This is a genomic window from Ensifer sp. MJa1 (genome assembly GCF_037026475.1).
GTDB lineage: Bacteria > Pseudomonadota > Alphaproteobacteria > Rhizobiales > Rhizobiaceae > Ensifer.
Genome location: NZ_JAKUMO010000004.1, coordinates 114,329 through 132,451, shown reverse-complemented (window position 1 = coordinate 132,451; position 18,123 = coordinate 114,329). Strand labels below are relative to the sequence as shown.

11 protein-coding genes and 1 tRNA gene are annotated in these 18,123 nt (G+C 63.0%); 7 read left to right on the top strand and 5 right to left on the bottom strand.

Annotation, left to right across the window (positions count from 1 at the left end; genetic code table 11):
* Positions 1–18 precede the first annotated feature (18 nt).
* Complete coding sequence (locus tag MKZ91_RS07615) at positions 19–1,842, bottom strand: AsmA family protein (protein ID WP_336169657.1); 1,824 nt, start codon at positions 1,840–1,842, stop codon at positions 19–21.
* A 185-nt stretch (positions 1,843–2,027) separates the two neighbouring features.
* On the opposite strand from MKZ91_RS07615, the gene MKZ91_RS07610 reads away from it, so the two are divergent.
* Positions 2,028–3,980 carry an acetoacetate--CoA ligase gene (locus tag MKZ91_RS07610; RefSeq protein WP_336169655.1) on the top strand — a complete coding sequence of 651 codons (1,953 nt, stop codon included), beginning with the start codon at positions 2,028–2,030 and terminating at the stop codon, positions 3,978–3,980.
* A gap of 287 nt (positions 3,981–4,267) precedes the next feature.
* Here MKZ91_RS07610 and MKZ91_RS07605 read toward each other — a convergent pair whose 3' ends face one another.
* The gene (locus MKZ91_RS07605) at positions 4,268–5,842 is read right to left on the bottom strand and encodes an ABC transporter permease (RefSeq protein WP_442892219.1); all 1,575 of its coding nucleotides are present in this window, start codon (positions 5,840–5,842) and stop codon (positions 4,268–4,270) included.
* A 200-nt stretch (positions 5,843–6,042) separates the two neighbouring features.
* Positions 6,043–9,783: an ATP-binding protein gene (locus tag MKZ91_RS07600; RefSeq protein WP_336169651.1), complete on the bottom strand. Its 3,741-nt coding sequence runs from the start codon at positions 9,781–9,783 to the stop codon at positions 6,043–6,045.
* Positions 9,784–10,013: 230 nt separating this feature from the next.
* Between MKZ91_RS07600 and MKZ91_RS07595 the strand changes: the two genes are divergently transcribed.
* Both MKZ91_RS07595 and MKZ91_RS07590 read left to right on the top strand, forming a co-directional pair.
* Positions 10,014–10,463, top strand: a complete 450-nt coding sequence (locus MKZ91_RS07595; RefSeq protein WP_336169649.1) for a phasin — start codon at positions 10,014–10,016, stop codon at positions 10,461–10,463.
* A gap of 190 nt (positions 10,464–10,653) precedes the next feature.
* A tRNA-His gene (locus MKZ91_RS07590) sits at positions 10,654–10,730 on the top strand.
* A 66-nt stretch (positions 10,731–10,796) separates the two neighbouring features.
* On the opposite strand, the gene MKZ91_RS07585 is transcribed toward MKZ91_RS07590, so the two are convergent.
* Positions 10,797–10,997 (bottom strand): hypothetical protein, encoded by a 201-nt coding sequence (locus MKZ91_RS07585; protein ID WP_336169647.1) that lies wholly within the window; start codon positions 10,995–10,997, stop codon positions 10,797–10,799.
* A 278-nt stretch (positions 10,998–11,275) separates the two neighbouring features.
* Between MKZ91_RS07585 and MKZ91_RS07580 the strand changes: the two genes are divergently transcribed.
* On the top strand, positions 11,276–13,039 hold the full coding sequence (locus MKZ91_RS07580; RefSeq protein WP_336169645.1) for an adenylate/guanylate cyclase domain-containing protein: 1,764 nt from the start codon (positions 11,276–11,278) through the stop codon (positions 13,037–13,039).
* A 105-nt stretch (positions 13,040–13,144) separates the two neighbouring features.
* Here MKZ91_RS07580 and MKZ91_RS07575 read toward each other — a convergent pair whose 3' ends face one another.
* Positions 13,145–14,026 carry a LysR family transcriptional regulator gene (locus MKZ91_RS07575; protein WP_336169643.1) on the bottom strand — a complete coding sequence of 294 codons (882 nt, stop codon included), beginning with the start codon at positions 14,024–14,026 and terminating at the stop codon, positions 13,145–13,147.
* A 125-nt stretch (positions 14,027–14,151) separates the two neighbouring features.
* On the opposite strand from MKZ91_RS07575, the gene MKZ91_RS07570 reads away from it, so the two are divergent.
* From MKZ91_RS07570 to MKZ91_RS07560, 3 genes are all read left to right on the top strand, one after another.
* A complete protein-coding gene (locus MKZ91_RS07570) occupies positions 14,152–15,648 on the top strand; it encodes a CoA-acylating methylmalonate-semialdehyde dehydrogenase (RefSeq protein WP_336169642.1) in 1,497 nt (498 codons plus the stop codon).
* A 253-nt stretch (positions 15,649–15,901) separates the two neighbouring features.
* Positions 15,902–17,002, top strand: a complete 1,101-nt coding sequence (locus MKZ91_RS07565; protein ID WP_336169639.1) for a YjgN family protein — start codon at positions 15,902–15,904, stop codon at positions 17,000–17,002.
* Entirely contained in the window at positions 16,992–18,053 is a 1,062-nt protein-coding gene (locus MKZ91_RS07560) for a M48 family metallopeptidase (protein ID WP_336169638.1), read from the top strand. The genes MKZ91_RS07565 and MKZ91_RS07560 overlap by 11 nt, the downstream gene beginning before the upstream one ends.
* Positions 18,054–18,123 lie beyond the last annotated feature (70 nt).

Sequence of the window (18,123 nt, the reverse complement as noted above, 5' to 3'; positions counted from 1 at the left end):
TCCCTGATGCCGGCTGTTTCAATTGGGCTCGCCCAGCACCGACAAGGGCGAGATCACGGCGTTCGGCCAGGAGCCGCCGACGAAGAAACGCAAACGCTGTCCGGCATTGGCCGCGTCGTTAAAGGTGCCGGCAAGTGCCAGACTGCCGGAGCGATAGGGAATGACGCCGTTGACCGAGAGATTGCCGGCCGAACCGGCAAAGACCGCCCGGTTCAGCCGCGCCGAGCCCTCATCGAAGCTCGCTTCGATATCGGCCGTCTGAAAGGCGAAGCTGCCCTCGCTCGCCTGCGTCAGCGAGAAAAATTCACCCGTCCTGACAAGATCTGCGAATGCGTTCGGATCGAAACCGGAAAGGCTGCCATTGGCGAGCGATAGCCTAAGGCGTCCGGACGCATCTGCTGCCTGCGGCGTCCAGAACGGGTGTTCGGTCTCAAGGTCGAAATTGACGTTGCCCCTGCCGGTCGGGATCGGACCGGTGAAGCCGAGGTCGGCGAGCGCGGCAGCAAGGTCGGCATTCTTCAGAACGAGCTCGAGCCTGCCGCCCTTTGTCAGCCCCGCCTCTGAAATGGCCAGCCGCCCGCTGAGCCTGCCGTTGGCATAGGTACTGTCGGCAATGTCGATTGACGCGCGGCCACGGTCGACGATCACGCCGGCAGCCAGGTCCTCCAGTCGCAGCGGGCCGACCAGCGCCTCCTGCGCCGAGAGCCGCAGGTCGGCACGCCAGCGTCGGGAAAAGGCGTCGCCCACCTGCTTTGCAAGTTCGTCCGATTCCGCCGGCAACTGATCGATGAGTGGCCGCAACCCGTTGAGATCGATGCGGTCGAAGGCGAGCGTGCCATCAATTCGGGGCGCGTCGCCTGCCGGCGCGGAGACGTCGAGAATGCCGGTCGCGCTGGTGCCCCCGACGGTCAGCTGCAGGTCATCGAGCTTGAGAGATCCGCTGCCGGTCGTGACAGCGGCTGCCAGGTTGAAACTGCTGTCGGGCAGTGCCCGTTCGTCCTCGCCCTGGACCCAGGCGGCCAAGGCCTGCATGGAGGCAGTCGAAATCTGCAGCCGGCCCGAGACGATAGGTGCCTGGGAGAGATTGCCGATTCCCTCGAAGGAGAGGTTCAGGGGGGCCGAGGTCAGGGACGTCTTGAGCGTCGTGTCCCGTCCGGCAAGCAAGGTCAAAGGTTCGTTGCAGTCGAGCGTCCAGTTCACCACCTGGCCAGCGAGCCTGCCGGAAAACTCGGCGCTCAGATGCGCGGTGAAGGAGGGCCAGGTGACAGTGCCGGCGATACCGGAAAACTCGCGTGTCTGGTTGGTAACGAGGTCGATGACCTGCAGCCGCCCGTTTTCGACCGTGACGTCGCCGAAGGGCGTGTCTTCCTCGGAGGTCGGCGCGCCTGGTGCGGTCAACCAATGCGGTCGGCGCCAGTTGAGGCTGCCGTCGGTTTGCCGTTCCAGGGTGACGATCGGCTCGATAAACCGGATGTCCTCGAGATCCGGGTTGCCGTCGATCGCCGATAGCAAACTGAAGGAAGCGGTGATCTTGCCGATATAGGCAAGCTTGCGGGATGTGCCGTCAGCCGTCTCGATCGTCGCCGAATTGAGGGTCAGGGTCGGTTCCGGCCAGAAGCTGATTTCGGGGGTGCCGGCGATCCGGCTTTTTCCACCCGACCAGGCATCGAGCATATGCTCCACGGTCGGACGCACATCGGTTGTGGAAATAAACAGGGGCAGGGCGGCGTTATAGGCGACGGCAAGCCCGACGCCGATTGCGGCCGGCCAAAGAAAATGGCGACGTCTAAGCCGCGACCACGGGCGCGAAGCACGCATCGTATGCAGAAGTTTCCGTGTCATGTCCGCCTGGTTGCCATCGCTGGGATCACGAAACTTGGATAGGCCCTCGGCCCTGATAAATCAAATGCGATGGACAGGTAACGGACAGGGAAATGTCGCCTACGCGATGCCGAGGCGACTGCGGGTGCTGTTTATTTTGCGATGCAGCATGGTATAGAGGGCGTGGAGCAGGAGTGGAGGAAAATATGCAAGCAGAACAGCCGTTGTGGATCCCGAGTCCCGAAGTCCGTGAGCACAGCCCCATGGCGGAGTTCATCGCCTGGTGCAGCGCGCGCTTCGGAAGGTCTTTCGCGGACTATGACGCGTTTCATGCCTGGTCGGTGGCCGACCGCGGCGACTTCTGGACCGCCGTCTGGGAGCATTGCGGTGTCATCGGCGAACGCGGCGAGACCGCTCTGATCAACGGCGACCGCATGCTTGACGCGCGGTTTTTCCCGGAGGCGAAGCTGAATTTCGCCGAGAACCTGCTTCGCGAAACCGGTGAAGGTGACGCTCTCGTCTTCCGCGGCGAGGACAAGGTCAGTTATCGTCTGACGTGGAATGACCTGCGCAGCCTCGTGTCACGCCTGCAGCAGGCGTTGAAGGCTGAGGGCATCGGCCCGGGCGATCGCGTTGCGGCGATGATGCCGAACATGCCGGAGACCATCGCACTGATGCTCGCCACCGCCTCGATCGGCGCGATCTGGTCGTCCTGTTCGCCTGATTTCGGTGAGCAGGGCGTTCTCGACCGCTTCGGTCAGATCGCGCCGAAGCTGTTCATCGCCTGCGACGCCTACTGGTATAACGGCAAGTGCCAGGACGTCGACGCGAAGGTGCGTGCGGTTGCAGCGGTTCTCGGCGTGCCGGCACTGATCGTCCCCTATGCCGGCGACAGCGAAGCACTTGCCGCCTCGATCGAGAAGGGTACGACCCTTCGGCAATTCATCGCGCCGTTCGCGGCCAACGCCCTGACCTTCGAACGCCTTCCCTTCAGTCATCCGCTCTATGTGCTGTTTTCCTCCGGCACGACCGGCGTCCCCAAATGCATCGTGCATTCGGCCGGCGGTACCCTGCTGCAGCACCTGAAGGAGCATCGTTTCCATTGCGGGCTGCGCCGCGGCGAGAAGCTCTTCTATTTCACCACCTGCGGCTGGATGATGTGGAACTGGCTGGCCTCGGGCCTCGCGGTCGGGGCGACGCTGTGCCTTTTCGACGGCTCGCCGTTCTACCCCGACGGCAACGTTCTGTTCGACTATGCTGCCGCCGAGAAGTTCGCCGTGTTCGGCACCTCGGCGAAGTACATCGATGCGGTGCGTAAGGGCGGCTTCGAGCCGGCAAGGACGCATGATCTTTCAAGCCTGCGACTTTTGACCTCGACCGGTTCGCCTTTGTCGCCCGAAGGCTTTTCCTTCGTCTATGAGGGCATCAAGTCCGACGTTCAGCTTGCCTCGATCTCGGGTGGTACCGATATCGTCTCCTGCTTCGTTCTCGGCAATCCGTTGAAGCCGGTCTGGCGTGGCGAGATCCAGGGACCCGGCCTCGGGCTTGCCATCGACGTCTGGAATGATGACGGCCAATCGGTGCGCGGCGAGAAGGGCGAACTCGTCTGCACCAAGGCGTTTCCATCGATGCCGGTGATGTTCTGGAACGACCCGGAAGGCGCCAAGTATCGCGCTGCCTATTTCGAGCGCTTCGACAATGTCTGGTGCCATGGCGACTTTGCCGAGTGGACAGAACACGGCGGCATCGTCATCCATGGCCGCTCGGACGCGACATTGAACCCCGGCGGCGTGCGCATCGGCACGGCGGAGATCTACAATCAGGTCGAGCAGATGGAGGAAGTGGCCGAGGCGCTCTGCATCGGGCAGGACTGGGACGATGACGTACGCGTCGTTCTCTTCGTCCGCCTCGCTGCCGGTGTCGAATTGACCGACGACCTGACGAAGGCGATCAAGAACCGCATCCGGGTCGGCGCCTCGCCGCGCCACGTTCCGGCGAAGGTGATTGCTGTTGCCGACATTCCGCGCACCAAGTCCGGCAAGATCGTCGAACTTGCGGTCCGCGATGTCGTTCATGGCCGCGCCGTCAAGAACAAGGAAGCGCTCGCCAACCCCGAAGCACTCGAGCTCTTTGCCGGGCTCGAGGCCCTTAAGAATTGAGGGCGCGTTAACGGATTGAAGCCGCCTGAATTAACCAAGCCTTCAGACTTGCTGAAAAATCCCTAAAATTGCGCAGTCGCCGGGTAAGGTCTTGTTAAGGATTGGGGGCGCAAGGTCAGGCTCAACTTGAGGCCGGTCGATGTGGGTCGGCGCCTGGCAGCGATGCCGCCGCGGACATGATGTCATCACTTCTCGAGCACTTGTTGGTTTAGCATTCAATTATCGAGGTGGCCTCCCAGCCACCTTTTTTTTGTCCGCGCGAGACGGATCCGCGCGCCGTCCGCTGGTCAGGGCCTGCGTTCGAGTGACCGTGAGACGACGATGACGGGGATCAGGCCGGCGATCACGATGATCATGGCCGCAACCGAGGCATCCTCGACTTTTGCGCGCGATGCGTCTTCGTAGACGAGTGTGGCAAGCGTGTTGAAGTTGAAGGGCCTGAGCATGATGGTGGCCGAAAGCTCCTTCATCGTTTCGATGAACACCAGCAGCGCGGCGGTGAGCACTGCCGGGCGCATCATTGGCAGCAGCACGGCGCGCAAGGTCTGCCCGCCGGTGCGGCCAAGGGCGCGGGCCGCCATGTCCAGATGGGGAGAGAGCTTCTCGAAACCGGCGCCAAGCGTGCCTTCCGCCATGGTGAGAAAGCGCACGCTGCAGGCATAGATGATAGCAAAGCCGGTTCCGGTCATCATCAGGCCGGTGGAGATGCCGAAGGTCTCGCGCATGCCGGCGTCGACCGCGTTGTCGAGGGCCGCAAGCGGGAAGAGCACGCCGATCGCCAGCACGGTGCCGGGCACGCCATAGCCGAACGACGCGAGGCGCCCGGCAATGTCGGAGACCCGCGAGTGACCGGTGCGGGCGGCATAGGCGAGCACGAAGCCGAGCAGCACTGTCGCGATCGCCGTCGCACCTGAAACCAGGATGCTGTGGAAGAGGGCATCGAGCAGCCGCGGCTCAATGAACTGGTCGATGCGCTTCAGGGCAAAGTTGCCGAGGATGAAAAAGGGGACGGCAAAACCCGACAGCACGGGCAGCAGGCAGGCAAACATCGCCGCCCATTTCTTCCAGCCGGAGAGCGAGAGCCGGACCGCGTCGTGCACCGCTGCCGTCGTCTTCTGGCTGGAGAAGCGTTGCCGCCGTCGCGCTGCCCGTTCGATCATCATCAGCCCGATGACGAAGACCAGCATGATGCAGGCAATCTGCGCAGCGCCTGCAAGGCTGCCGCGATTGAGCCAGGTGTCGAAGATCGAGAAGGTGAGGGTCTGCACGCCGAGGAATTCGACCGCGCCGATGTCGTTCAGCGTCTCCATGGCCACCAGCGTCAGGCCGATCATGATCGCCGGTCGGGCCATGGGGATCTGTATGCGGAAGAACACCTTGAGCGGGCCGGCACCGAGGGTGCGGGCGACGTCGGCGGCTGCGCGTCCCTGCATCAGGAACATCGAGCGGCAGGCCAGGTAGATGTAAGGGTAGAGCACCGAGCTCAGCACCAGCACGGCGCCGCCGAGCGAGCGGATATCCGGAAACCAGTAGTCGCGGCTGGTCTTGAAGCCGAAGACGGCGCGGATCAGCCCCTGCACCGGGCCGGTGAAGGTGAAGAGTTCGCCAAAGGCGTAGGCGGCAAGATAGGCAGGAATGGCGAGCGGCAGCACCAGGGCCGCGGACAGGAAACGGCGCAGCGGAAACTCGCAGCTTGCGATCAGCCAGGCCGTCAGGATGCCGATGATTGCCGTGGAGGCGCCCGTCAGCGAAATGAGCAGCAGGGTCCGCCCTGTGGCGCGCGGGATGACGTTTTCCATCAGGTGCGGCCAGTTGCCGCCGCTGCCCGAGATGGCAAGCCAGGCAATAGCGATGATCGGCATGAGCACGATCGCCGAGGTCAGCCCGGCCCAGATTGCCAGCAAGGGATGGGACAGACCCGTGCCCGCGCGCGCATGCCGCCGCTTGATGCTCTGAGACTTAGGCTGCAATCGATCGATTCCGAAGCGTGACGGCAGGACGTGGTGAGCGGTTGCCAGCAAACTGGCGGTCTCTACTCAACATTTCCTTATAACATCCGGCCTCACTTCGCCAAGACGCGTTGTGATGGGAAGGAGATTTCCACCAGCGTGCCCTCGTTCGGCGCCGAAGTGATCGAGAACTGCGCCCGGTTCGCTTCCGCCATGGCCTTGGTCAATGGCAGGCCGAGACCGGTGCCGTCGCCACGCTTGCGCGCTCCCGTGGTCACCTGCCGGAACGGCTTCATCGCCTGTTCCAGCTCACTGCGGGTCATGCCGACGCCGGTATCACGGACCCGCAGGATGACGCTGCCGTTCGCTTCGTAGGAGGTGGAAACGACAATCTGGCCGCCCGATGGCGTGAAGCGGATGGCGTTTGCCAGGATGTTGAGCGCGATCTGCTTGATCGAACGACCGTCGGCCACGACGTTCGGCACGGTGGCCGAGAGCGAGGTGCGGATGATGACGCGCTGGCTGTTGGCTTGCGGCTGGACGAGCGATACGGCCTCCGACACCGCCTCGTTGATCTCGACGGCGCCGAAATCGAGCTCCATCTCGCCAGCTTCGATCTTCGAGATATCCAGCAGATCGTTGACGATATCGAGCACGTGCCGTCCCGACCGGCCGATATCGCCGGCGTATTCGATGTAGCGCGGATGCCCGACGGGGCCGAAATGTTCGCTCGCCATCATGTCGGAGAAACCGATGATGGCATTGAGCGGCGTGCGGATCTCGTGGCTGACGCGGGCAAGAAACTCTGTCTTGTGCGCATTTGCCGTTTCCGCCGCGCGCTTGGCATTGCGCAGCTCTTCCTCCGTCCGCTTCCACTGGGTGATGTCGCGGATCACGGCGCAAAAGCCGTTGGATGCCGAGAGCCGCCCGATCGTCATGAACAGCGGGATGAAGCCGCCGTTGGCTTCCCGCCCGATCACCTCGCGCCCGTCGTTCAAGACACTCGCGACCCCGTGGCCGGCGAGACCGTGCAGATAGTCGATGACTGCCTTCTGGCTTTCATGGGCAAAGAGTGCGGCGAAAGGTTTGCCGCGGATCTCGCCTTCATCATAATTGAAGAGCGCGCTTGCCGAACGGTTCATCGATCGGATGTCGCCATCATGGCCGAGGACGACGACACCGTCGGTGGCGGTTTCGAGGATCGACTTGAGCTCTTCGATCTCCGTCTTCAGGCGGTCGACCTGTTCATCGTCAGAAAGGACGTCGTCGCCCTTGGCCTGATGGGCGCTCGTTGCTGTGGCCGGTGTCAGCGCCAGCATCAGCGCGCTCTTGCCGTCCCAGCGGATCGTGTGAAGCCGCGCGGTGACCGGCCGCAACTGGCCGTCGCCGCGGATCAAGGTCATCGTCCCGTCGGGCTCTTGTTCGGTTGCCTCCTCGCCCTGGGCAAACAGCGCCTCGATGCCACCTTCCCGTGCGAAAGCGTCGAGGTCGCGATAGGCTGCCAACCGCAGGAATTCCGGATTGGCGTGGAGCAGTTGGTCGCCGCGGTGGACGAGCATGCCGATCGGCAAGGTGTCGAGGATCTCGCCGCTGAGGCCGATGTCGGTGACTTGCGGCGGAACGCCGGCTTCGGCCGTTGCCTCGATCGTCGCTTCGGCAACGTTTGCTTCGACCTGGTCGGCCGTTTCGGTCCCAGCTTCTTCTGCCGGTATCGGCAACACGTCCTCAGGCACGTTCCCGTTCGCGGTGGGGTATGCACCTTCCGTCGGCTCGATCGTCTCGTCGCCCTCTGCCGTTGGCGTGCTTTCGACTGCGGGCCTGTCGACCTGCTCACCCAACTGCCGCGCGATTTCGCGGAATGCCGCCTGCTCGCCGCGCGTCAGCGCGCTCGCAGGGCGGTGCTTTTCCAGTTCGATGATCTTGTCGGAATGGCCCTGCTCCGTGGTCTCGACGACACGCAGTGCCGGGCGCTCTCCCTGGAACGGGTCCGCATGCACGGTGGGCTGTTCGGCCGGGGCTGCTTCGGTGGCAACCGTCTCCACTGTCTCCCGGGCATCGGCAAACAGGGGCAGGGCATCGGGCTCACCGACGCCGGTCTCGGTTGCGACAGCCTCTACGGGTTCCGGCGTCCGCTGCACTCCGACAGGCTCTATTGCCGAGGCATGGTCTTCGGCCACGGGAGCAATGGCAGCGTCGTGTTCGTGTTGCTCCAGCGGCGCGACGTCGACCGGCCCTTCATCGATTGTCGGCGTTGTCCCGGCACCAAGCCGCAGTCCGTTGGCGTTCTCGTCATCGACGGCATCGGCGAGGCGCACGATGCCGAAACCGCGAAAACCGTCGAACTCGCGTGAGCGGGAATAGGTGGGTAAAGCCGCAAGATCCACCGGGACCTTGAGGCTGGTGCCTTGAATGGGCCAGAAGATCGTCTTGCCGGACCAGGTATCGCGGCGTTGCAGCAGCGTGTTGATCTTGTGCTCGGGGTCGAGGTCGTAGCGGGCGGCGACATCGGCAAAGGTCGTGCCGATCACATCGGCGGACTGCGGTCCGACCGCGGTTGCGAATTCCTCTGAGATTTCGCTGAAGCGGCCTTCGGCATCAATCTTCCAGACGAAGCGCACGGCACGGCCGCCCGGTGTGAAGGCAAAGCCTGGCTGTTCTGCGCCTGACAAACGGGCTTCGCCGATGTCTTCTGCCCCGTCGTTCTGCGCGTCTTGTCCGGCCGTAACGTCGTCGTCGCCGGTCGCTTCGAGGATCACCTCTTCGCTGGCGACTTCCTGCTCGGCCGGTGCAACGACCGGAGCGGCCACGATTTCTGCCGTCTCCTCGACAGCGTCACGGGTGACGCTTTCTTCTTCGGACGGCGCGATCAGGGCTTGAGCGTTGGTGCCGGGCTGCTCCGCCGCGAAGGCGTCGCCGAAAGCAGGCTCCGACTCGGCGGCAGTTTCGGATGACGTGTCGGCGGGACGTTCCGTGTTGGCTCGGAGATCTGTATCGGCCACCTCCCGGTCGCCGCCCGATGCCGGGTCCTCGACCGTGACGGTGCCTTCGAATGGTTCGGCTTCCGCCTCACCAGATCCCAAGGCCGCGTCGGCCGGAATGTCGTCTTCGCCCGCCGGTTGATCCTCGCGGATGGGCAACGTCGGTGCCTCCTCGGCGACAGGTCCGGCGTCTTCCGGATCCAGCGTTCCGAGGATCGTCTCTACGGCAAACAACAGATGCAGCGCCGGATCGTCGGCGATCTTGCCGAGCGCAGCGGGCAGTTGCCCCTTCCTGGTGGCAACCGGGCGCTTGATCAGCCAGTCATGGTCGCGCGCCACTGCCGTGACCAGTTGCCGCCGCGTCTCGTCGGACATGCCGAGATCGGCAAAGCCCGGCGATTGGGCGACAATGCCGCCGTCGCCATCCAGAACCGCCATATGGGTATCCGGTCCGTCGAGGCCGGCAATCATGCGTGCGGCACGATCTTCAAGCGAAAGCGGAGCGCCCGCATGCGGCGCCGCAAAAAGCACGGCTTCCTCATCCGGACGAACGCGGATCATTTCGACGCTTACGGCGAGCGGCAGGCCGCGAAAACCCGAGAACTTCCGGATCGACAGTTGCCGCCGGTCACCGGCGGCCAGGAGCTGCGACGCCGCGGCCCGCAACTGCCTGAGCGACAGATCGTTCTGGTCCGGCCCGGCATCTATGAAATCGTAGATGGACTCCGCCCCAAAGAAGGCAGCACCCTGATTGTTGGCCCAGAGAATCCGCGTGAAATCCCGTGAGAACAGGATCGCTGCGTCGCCGCGCGCGAAATGCTCTCGCACCCGTGCATGCACGGCGATGTCGATAAAGGGATACTGTCTCGCGGGCATGGATGGGCCTATTGACGGATCACTTACGGGTTAACACTCTATTAATACCCGGCTGCTTCGCGGGGGTCCAGCGAGGCCCTGAGCTTCGTCACGCCTTTCACCGAGCAAGGTTAATGCTGAGGTTTTTGTGCGATGCACAATTTTATTGCAATGCACAAGCGGATCGACTATATAGTGCGCATCAATCAACGGCGCCTCAGAAGAGGGCCTGACACCAAGGAGCGCATTTCATGGCTACCAAGAAGACCGACGACGTATTTTCCCTTGCCTCGTTCGACCCGGCGAAGTTCACCGACAGCTTCCGCGATTTCGCGGAAAAGGGTGCCGCCCAGTCGAAGGAAGCCTATGCCAAAATGAAGACGGCCGCTGAAGAAGCGACGAAGACCGTTGAAGCGACGCTCGAAAGCGCGCAGACCGGCACCGTCGAACTCGGCCTCAAGGCGATCGACGCGCTGCGCACCAACGCTGAAAACTCGCTCTCGCACATGGAAGCGCTGCTCGGCGTGAAGTCGCTGTCCGAACTGGTCGAACTGCAGACCGGCTTCATCCGCAAGCAGGCAGAACTCGCCGTCGAGCAGGCCAAGTCGATGCAGGAAGCCACCAAGAAGGTTGCCGAGAACGTCGCAAAGCCCGGCAAGGACGCCGCCGAAAAGGCAATGGCTTCCTTCAAGAAAGCCTAAGTCGGCCGACTGCGCTGGCTGATCGGCGGCAACAGATCGTTGCCGCCTCGATCTGACGGCCATGCCGAAATCCAGAAAGACCGGGTGGCTTGCCATCCGGTCTTTTTGCAGGATAATCTCAAGTTAAGGCTTGCAAATCGACGGAAGTCTCCGTATGTGAGCCGCCAAGCGACACACGTCGCCCACCCGTGCGGTTGTAGCTCAGTTGGTTAGAGCGCAGGTTTGTGGCACCTGAGGTCAGTGGTTCGACCCCACTCAACCGTACCATTTCTTCCTATCTCGTTGATTTGATCGCCTTCCGTGAAGCCGCTTGCGCGTGAGCTTCGCGCGCAGTCAGAACAGCTTGGCCATGGCCCTAAGCGCCACGAGGTCCTGAGCGCCGTTCTGATAGAGCTCGATCAGCCGCGCTGCGAGCGCCTTTGCCTCAGAGGAACGCCGTGACAGGTTTCGTTGCCGTAGCGCGTCCCTGAACACGTCATCGATCTTGGTGAATTCGCCCGGCAGGATTGGCCGGCCCGTGAAAAAGACAAGCATCGTTCCATCCTCCTTCCTGGAACCAAGGCGATGGCTGCGCGCCACCGCACCGTGGTTTCTTCACACGGAGGCAACGCCGGCAGATCGTTTTCTGTTCCGATGCCGGCGATACCCAATACGAATTAGCTCGGGGGCGGATAGCGCCGGAGCCGGGGGGGCCGCTTCCCGCCGGTCGCTCCAGACGAACGATTAGCCGCCAACTGCCTTTGGTCTTAATGGACAGGGGCGCCATCCGCCGGTAAAATTTGTGCAACGGGTTCAAGTAAGGCGCCGCTATCATGGCCAATGAATCCATCACACGGCGGCTTGCCGCCATTCTCGCCGCAGACGTCGTCGGCTACAGCCGGCTGATGGAGCGTGACGAGAAAGCGACCTACACGCAGCTTATGGCACGCTGGAGGGATGTGCTGGAGCCGCTTGTTGCCACCCATCAGGGTCGTGTCTTCAAGACGACGGGCGATGGTGTCCTGGTGGAGTTCTCCAGCGCCGTCAACGCCGTTGAATGCGCTGCAGCACTGCAGCGGGCGATGGCGGCCGCCAACGCGGACATTCGGCCGGGCGAGGCGATCGTGCTGCGCGTCGGCATCAACATGGGCGACATCATGGTCGCTGACAGTGATCTCTATGGCGATGGCGTCAATGTCGCAGCGCGCATCGAGGCGCTCGCCAGGCCTGGCGGTGTCGCGATTTCCGATGGCGTGCACGAATATGTGCAGGGCCGCACGGATCTTGCCTTCATCGACAGCGGTCATCACGAGGTCAAGAACATCGAGCGCCCGGTGCATATCTGGAGTTGGTCGCCGGACGAGTACGCGGACGCGCCGGTCAAGGTCACCGCGGAAGCGCCGCCACAGCTCCCGAGCCGCCCCTCGATCGCCGTGCTGCCGTTTGACAACATGTCCGGCGATCCGGAGCAGGGCTACTTCGCCGACGGCATTACCGAAGACATCATCACCGACCTTTCCAAAGTGTCCGGCCTCTTCGTCATCGCCCGCAACTCTTCCTTCGCCTACAAGGGCAAGTCGCCGGATATCCGCAAGGTGAGCCAGGAGCTTGGCGTGCGCTATGTGCTTGAAGGCAGCGTGCGGCGCGCCGCCAACCGGATCCGCATCAACGCGCAGATGATCGACGGCACGACGGGCGGCCATCTCTGGGCCGAACGCTATGACCGCGGCATCGAGGACATCTTCGAGGTCCAGGACGAGGTGACGCGCACCATCGTCACCGCGCTCAAGGTGAAGTTGACGGCTGGCGAGGAAGAGCGGCGCGAAGGCCGCAGCAAGGTTGACCCGGAAGCCTATGACCTGCTTGTGCGCTCCCGCCAGGCCCTGCTGCGGTTCGATGCACAATCCTCCGCCGAGGCACGCAGCATGCTCGAGCGCGCCATCGCCATCGACCCTGGTATGGCAGCCGCCTACGCGTCGCTCTCGATCGTTGCCTTGACCGACTACATCAACCGCTGGAACGGCGGAACCGTCGATAGTATTTCAAGGGCTCTCGAACTCGCCGAGAAGGCGGTCGCCACCGATGCAGACGAAGCACACGCGCACCATGCCCTTTCGCTCGCACTCTGCTGGGGGCGCCGCTATGACGAGGCGGAACGTGCCGCCCAGCGCATGCTGAGCCTCGACCCCAACTCGGCCAGCGGTCACACGGCCCTCGGCTCTATCCGGGACTTCCAGAGCCAGTTCGAGGAAGCGCTGCCCTATTACACGCGGGCCCACAGGCTCGACCCGCAATTCGACCTGTCGCTGCATTTTCTCGGTCGGACCCTGCTCAATCTCGGCCGGTTCGGCGAGGCCGAGATCGCCTTCAAGCGGCGGCTGGCACTGGCGCCGCGCTCGGACATGACGCGTTTCTATCTTGCCTGCCTTTGTGGCCGCACTGGGCGCGCCGAAGAAGCGCGGCGTTACTGGCACGAGGTCTTCGAGGTCAATCCGAGCTTCTCCATCGATCATTTCAAGCGGACCATGCCCTACAAGGATCCGGCCGTGCTTGGCCGCCTGATCGGCGGCCTGCGCGAGGCCGGGATCTCTCTCTGAGCATGTCGCGCAAAAGTGCGCAGCGGTTTTGCGGTACCGATATGCGAAGATCGCGACCCGCCGTCACCCCTGCGATCCCCACGGAAATTCGAGGCCGCTGGCCGATCACAGGAAGATCTGGTGCTCTGCCGTAACAAGTTCCTGCAGGAAGGCCACCACGGTGCGCACGCGCACGAGGTCACGGGCGCTTTCGTGATAGGTGGTCCAGTAGGCGCGGCGGATGGTCGTGTCTGGCAGGATGCGCTTGAGCTCCGGTGTATGGCGAGCGATGTAGTTGTGCAGGATACCGATGCCGGCGCTCGAGCGCACGGCCTCCGTCTGGCCGGTGGCGCTGGAGATCTCGAAGGACGCGTCCCAACTGCGCATGATCTCGGCGGAGAAATTCAGTGACGGCGTGAAGATCAGGTCTTCGACATAGCCGATGCGGCGGTGATGCCTGAGGTCGTCGATCGTCTCAGGCGTACCGTGCGCTTCCAGATAGGCCGACGAGGCATAGAGGCCCAGCGTGTAGTCGGTAAGCTTTGAGGAGACGAGACGCCCCTGTTCCGGCCGCTCGATCGTGATCGCGATGTCGGCCTCGCGCTGGGACAACGAGAAGGAGCGCGGCACTGGCACCAGTTGTAGTCTCAGTTCCGGGTAGCGCGCCGTCAGCCGGCCGAGGCGAGGCGCCAGGAACGAGACGCCGAAACCGTCGGGCGCACCGATGCGGACCGTGCCGGCGATCGCCGTATCGATCCGGCCGATCTGCGACTGCGCCGCCAGCATCTCGGTTTCCATCCGCTCGGCCGCCGCCAGGAAGATTTCTCCCTCGGCGGTCAATTCGCAGCCGTTTGGCCGGCGCACGAGCAGCCGCGTCTTCAGGGTTTCCTCGAGCGCCGTCACGCGGCGGCTGAGTGTCGCGTGGTTGACACCCAGTCGCTTTGATGCGGCCAGGATCTGCCCGGTGCGCGCTACCGCTAGAAACATTCGCACATCGTCCCAGTTCATAGGCGAGAACCTCGTGTCATCCGTATGGGCTTTAATTTTTGCACAACGGTTGCTGAATATCGGAAATTGCTTTGTTGAAATCGTAGTGCGATCATGCCGCCACAATCAAGGTCTGGAGGAACCCCATGTACGAACTTGGTCATTTCATCGATGGCAAGCGCGTCGCCGGCAAGAGCGGCCGCGTCAGCAACATCTTCAACCCGGCAACCGGCGAAGTGCAGGGCACCGTGGCGCTGGCAAGCGACGCGGAACTTTCGGCGGCAGTCGAAAGCGCCAAGGCGGCGCAGCCGAAGTGGGCCGCCACCAACCCGCAGCGCCGCGCTCGCGTTTTCATGAAGTTCGTCGAACTCCTGAACGCGCATATGAACGAACTCGCCGAGATCCTATCGCGCGAACACGGCAAGACGATCGAAGACGCCAAGGGTGACCTTATCCGCGGCCTCGAAGTCTGCGAATTCGTCATCGGCATTCCGCATCTGCAGAAGAGCGAATTCACCGAAGGTGCGGGCCCCGGCATCGACATGTATTCGATCCGCCAGGCCGTCGGCATCGGCGCCGGCATCACGCCCTTCAACTTCCCGGCGATGATCCCGATGTGGATGTTTGCCCCGGCAATCGCCTGCGGCAACGCCTTCATCCTGAAGCCGTCCGAGCGTGATCCGTCCGTACCGATCCGCCTTGCCGAACTGATGATCGAAGCCGGTCTGCCGGCAGGCATCCTCAATGTCGTCAACGGCGACAAGGGCGCGGTCGACGCGATCCTCACCCATCCGGATATCGCTGCCGTCTCCTTCGTCGGCTCGACCCCGATCGCCCGCTACGTCTATGGCACGGCTGCGATGAACGGCAAGCGCGCCCAGTGCTTCGGCGGCGCCAAGAACCACATGATCATCATGCCCGATGCGGACATGGACCAGGCCGCCAACGCCCTGATGGGTGCCGGCTACGGCTCGGCCGGCGAGCGCTGCATGGCGATCTCGGTTGCCGTGCCGGTCGGCGAGGACACCGCCAACCGCCTGATCGAGAAGCTGACCCCAATGGTCGAAAGCCTGCGCATCGGCCCCTACACCGACGAGAAGGCCGACATGGGCCCGGTCGTCACCAAGGAAGCCGAGCAGCGCATCAGAAGCCTGATCGACAGCGGTGTCGAGCAGGGCGCGAAGCTCGTCGTCGACGGCCGCGACTTCAAGCTGCAGGGCTATGAAAAAGGCCACTTCATCGGCGGCTGCCTGTTCGACCATGTCACCCCGGACATGGACATCTACAAGACGGAAATCTTCGGGCCGGTTCTCTCGGTCGTTCGCGCCAAGAACTACGAGGAAGCCCTCGATCTGCCGATGAAGCATGAATACGGCAACGGTGTCGCGATCTATACCCGCGACGGCGACGCGGCCCGTGACTTTGCCTCGCGCATCAACATCGGCATGGTCGGCGTCAACGTGCCGATCCCGGTTCCGCTCGCCTACCACTCCTTCGGTGGCTGGAAGTCCTCGTCCTTCGGCGACCTTAACCAGCATGGCCCGGACTCGATCAAGTTCTGGACCCGCACCAAGACGATCACCGAGCGCTGGCCTTCGGGCATCAAGGACGGTGCCGAGTTCGTCATGCCGACGATGAAGTAACGGGACAAGAGATCCTCCCGCCTTAAGGGCCTCCTTCGGGAGGCCCTTTTTTGTTGCATTCAGCAACGCGACACAACTAATTTGAGAATCGTGGACGGGCGGCGCGAATATTGCTCGCAGGCCGAACGTCCTGTCAGGAAAGGCAATGCGGGCGGGGCGCGCGCAGCGGGTCTACATTGATTTCATACTGTTGAAACGCGGCTGCGGACTTTGGGGCTGGCAGTCGCAAATAGAGTGTTTGATGGGGGGTATCATGGTCGTAGCTGAAACGGCGTCGTTTCAAGCAGCGCCGGCGCGTGACGTGCCGAGCGATTTTCACCGTTTCGCGTTCATGGGGAGCGGCAAAGAGTATTTCGGCATCTGGATCGTCAACGTTCTTCTGACGATCGTGACGCTCGGCATTTATTCCGCCTGGGCAAAGGTCCGGCGCAACAGATACTTTTATGGCAACACGGTGTTGCTCGGGCGCGCCTTCGAATACCACGCCAATGGCAAGCAGATCCTGATCGGGCGGCTCATCGTCCTTGGAGGTCTGGTGGTCCTGAACGTCATTGCAACCCTCGTGCCGATCCTGGCACTGCTGCCGACGCTCGCCGTCATCATCGCTCTGCCTTGGCTTGTCGTAAGGGGCTTGCGGTTCAATGCGCGCGTCACGAGCTACCGCAACGTCCGCTTCGACTTCGTTGGAGGTGTTGGAGGTGCTTTCAAGGCGTTTATCCTTGGTGGTCTGCTGACCATAATTTCGCTTGGTCTATTGGCTCCACTCGCCAGCCGCTGGACCGGTCGCTACGTCGGGTCGAACTTGCGGTTTGGCGGCAAGGCTTTTCACACGGACCCGCCGCTTGCGCCGCTCTATCGCGGGCTGCTCATCGGCGCCCTCTTCGGGATCGTGGTGGGGATCGTTGCAGCGGCGATCATCATGGGCACGTTTCGAGCGACAGCCCCGGCCGAGAACGGCCTGGATGACACGGTGCAAGTCTCGCTCGTCTGGCTTCTTGCGGGCAGCAGCTACGTCGTACTGCTGCTCGTTTACGGTACCGCCATGCTGTTTTATCGCGCTGCCGTGCGCAACGCAGTCTGGAGCGCAACACGCTTCGATGAAAAGCATAGATTCCTGAGTGGCCTTTCCCGGGGGCGCTACACCTGGATCGCGATTTCCAACCTGCTTGTCACGATCGTGACGCTCGGGCTGATGCGGCCCTGGGCGGCCGTACGAATGGCGCGCTACACTTGGGAGCATACCAGCGTGCTGGTTGCCGGATCGGTCGGCACCTTGGTCAGCGAGATCGAGCAGCAAGGTTCGGCCGTCGGTGCGGAATTCATCGAGTTCGAGGGGTTCGATTTTGGTTTCTGATCAGGGGCGGATAGCCTCGGGAGAATGGCATCCGCCGGGCACCAGCCGGTCGGTGCCGTCACAGCTTGTCGAAACCGGCGGGCAGATTGCCGCGCAGGACGAGCTGCACGCCAATCTTGCGGCCGCGGATTTCGCGCAGATCGAGATCTCTGCGCGTGTCGGCTCGATCCCGCGCCGGCTCGAATTTCCTGATGGTTCCCTGTTCGAAACATCGGACAACGACGCAATCGATCGACTGCTGAAGGTTCGTGGCAAAGGCAGCCAAGGCTTCATTCACCAGCTCGAGCGGTTCCGCCCGCACTTGGTTCTGGTCGTCGCCGCGACGATCCTTCTTGGATGGGCTGTATATCGTTATGCGGTCCCGGCCCTGGTCGAAGTCGCCGTCCTGGTGACGCCGCCGGTCGTGCCGGAAATCATGTCGCAAAGCGCCTTCAAGGCGCTGGACAGCGGCGTGCTCGATCCGTCGCAGCTCACGGCCGAGCGACAGCGCCGGATCCGCGAGGGGTTCGGGGCGATCGCAGCTCTCTCCAGCAGAGGCGAGGCCGGCTATACGCTCAACTTCCGCAAAGGCGGCATGGTCGGCCCCAATGCCTTCGCCCTGCCGGACGGCACGCTGATCGTTACCGACGAACTCGTCGATCTTGCGGGCGATGATACCGAAATGATTGTCGGCGTGCTGGCGCACGAGATCGGCCATGTCGAGCTCGAACACAGTCTCAGGCAGGTCTATCGCGCGGCCGGTGTTGCCGGCCTCATCATGATGATTGGCGGCGATATCGGCTCAGGGGCGGAGGATATACTGGTGCAGGGGGCCGGTCTGCTTTCGCTCTCCTACTCCCGCAGCGCTGAAACTGCGGCGGACCGGCATTCGGTCGAACTGATGCAGAAGGCGGGCAGGGAACCGGCGGCGATCGCCCGCTTCTTCGATCTGCTTGAGGAGAAGCTCGACGATCATGGTGACACCAGCATTCTGTCCACCCATCCGGGCACGCCCGAGCGACGCAAGGCGATCCGTGACTATGTTGCGGAACTGCGCGCCAAAGCCATGTGAGCGCCGGACGTTCGGCTGTGGACGTCCAGCCTGAAACGAAAACAGCGGGCCAGGGGGCCCGCTGTCTGTT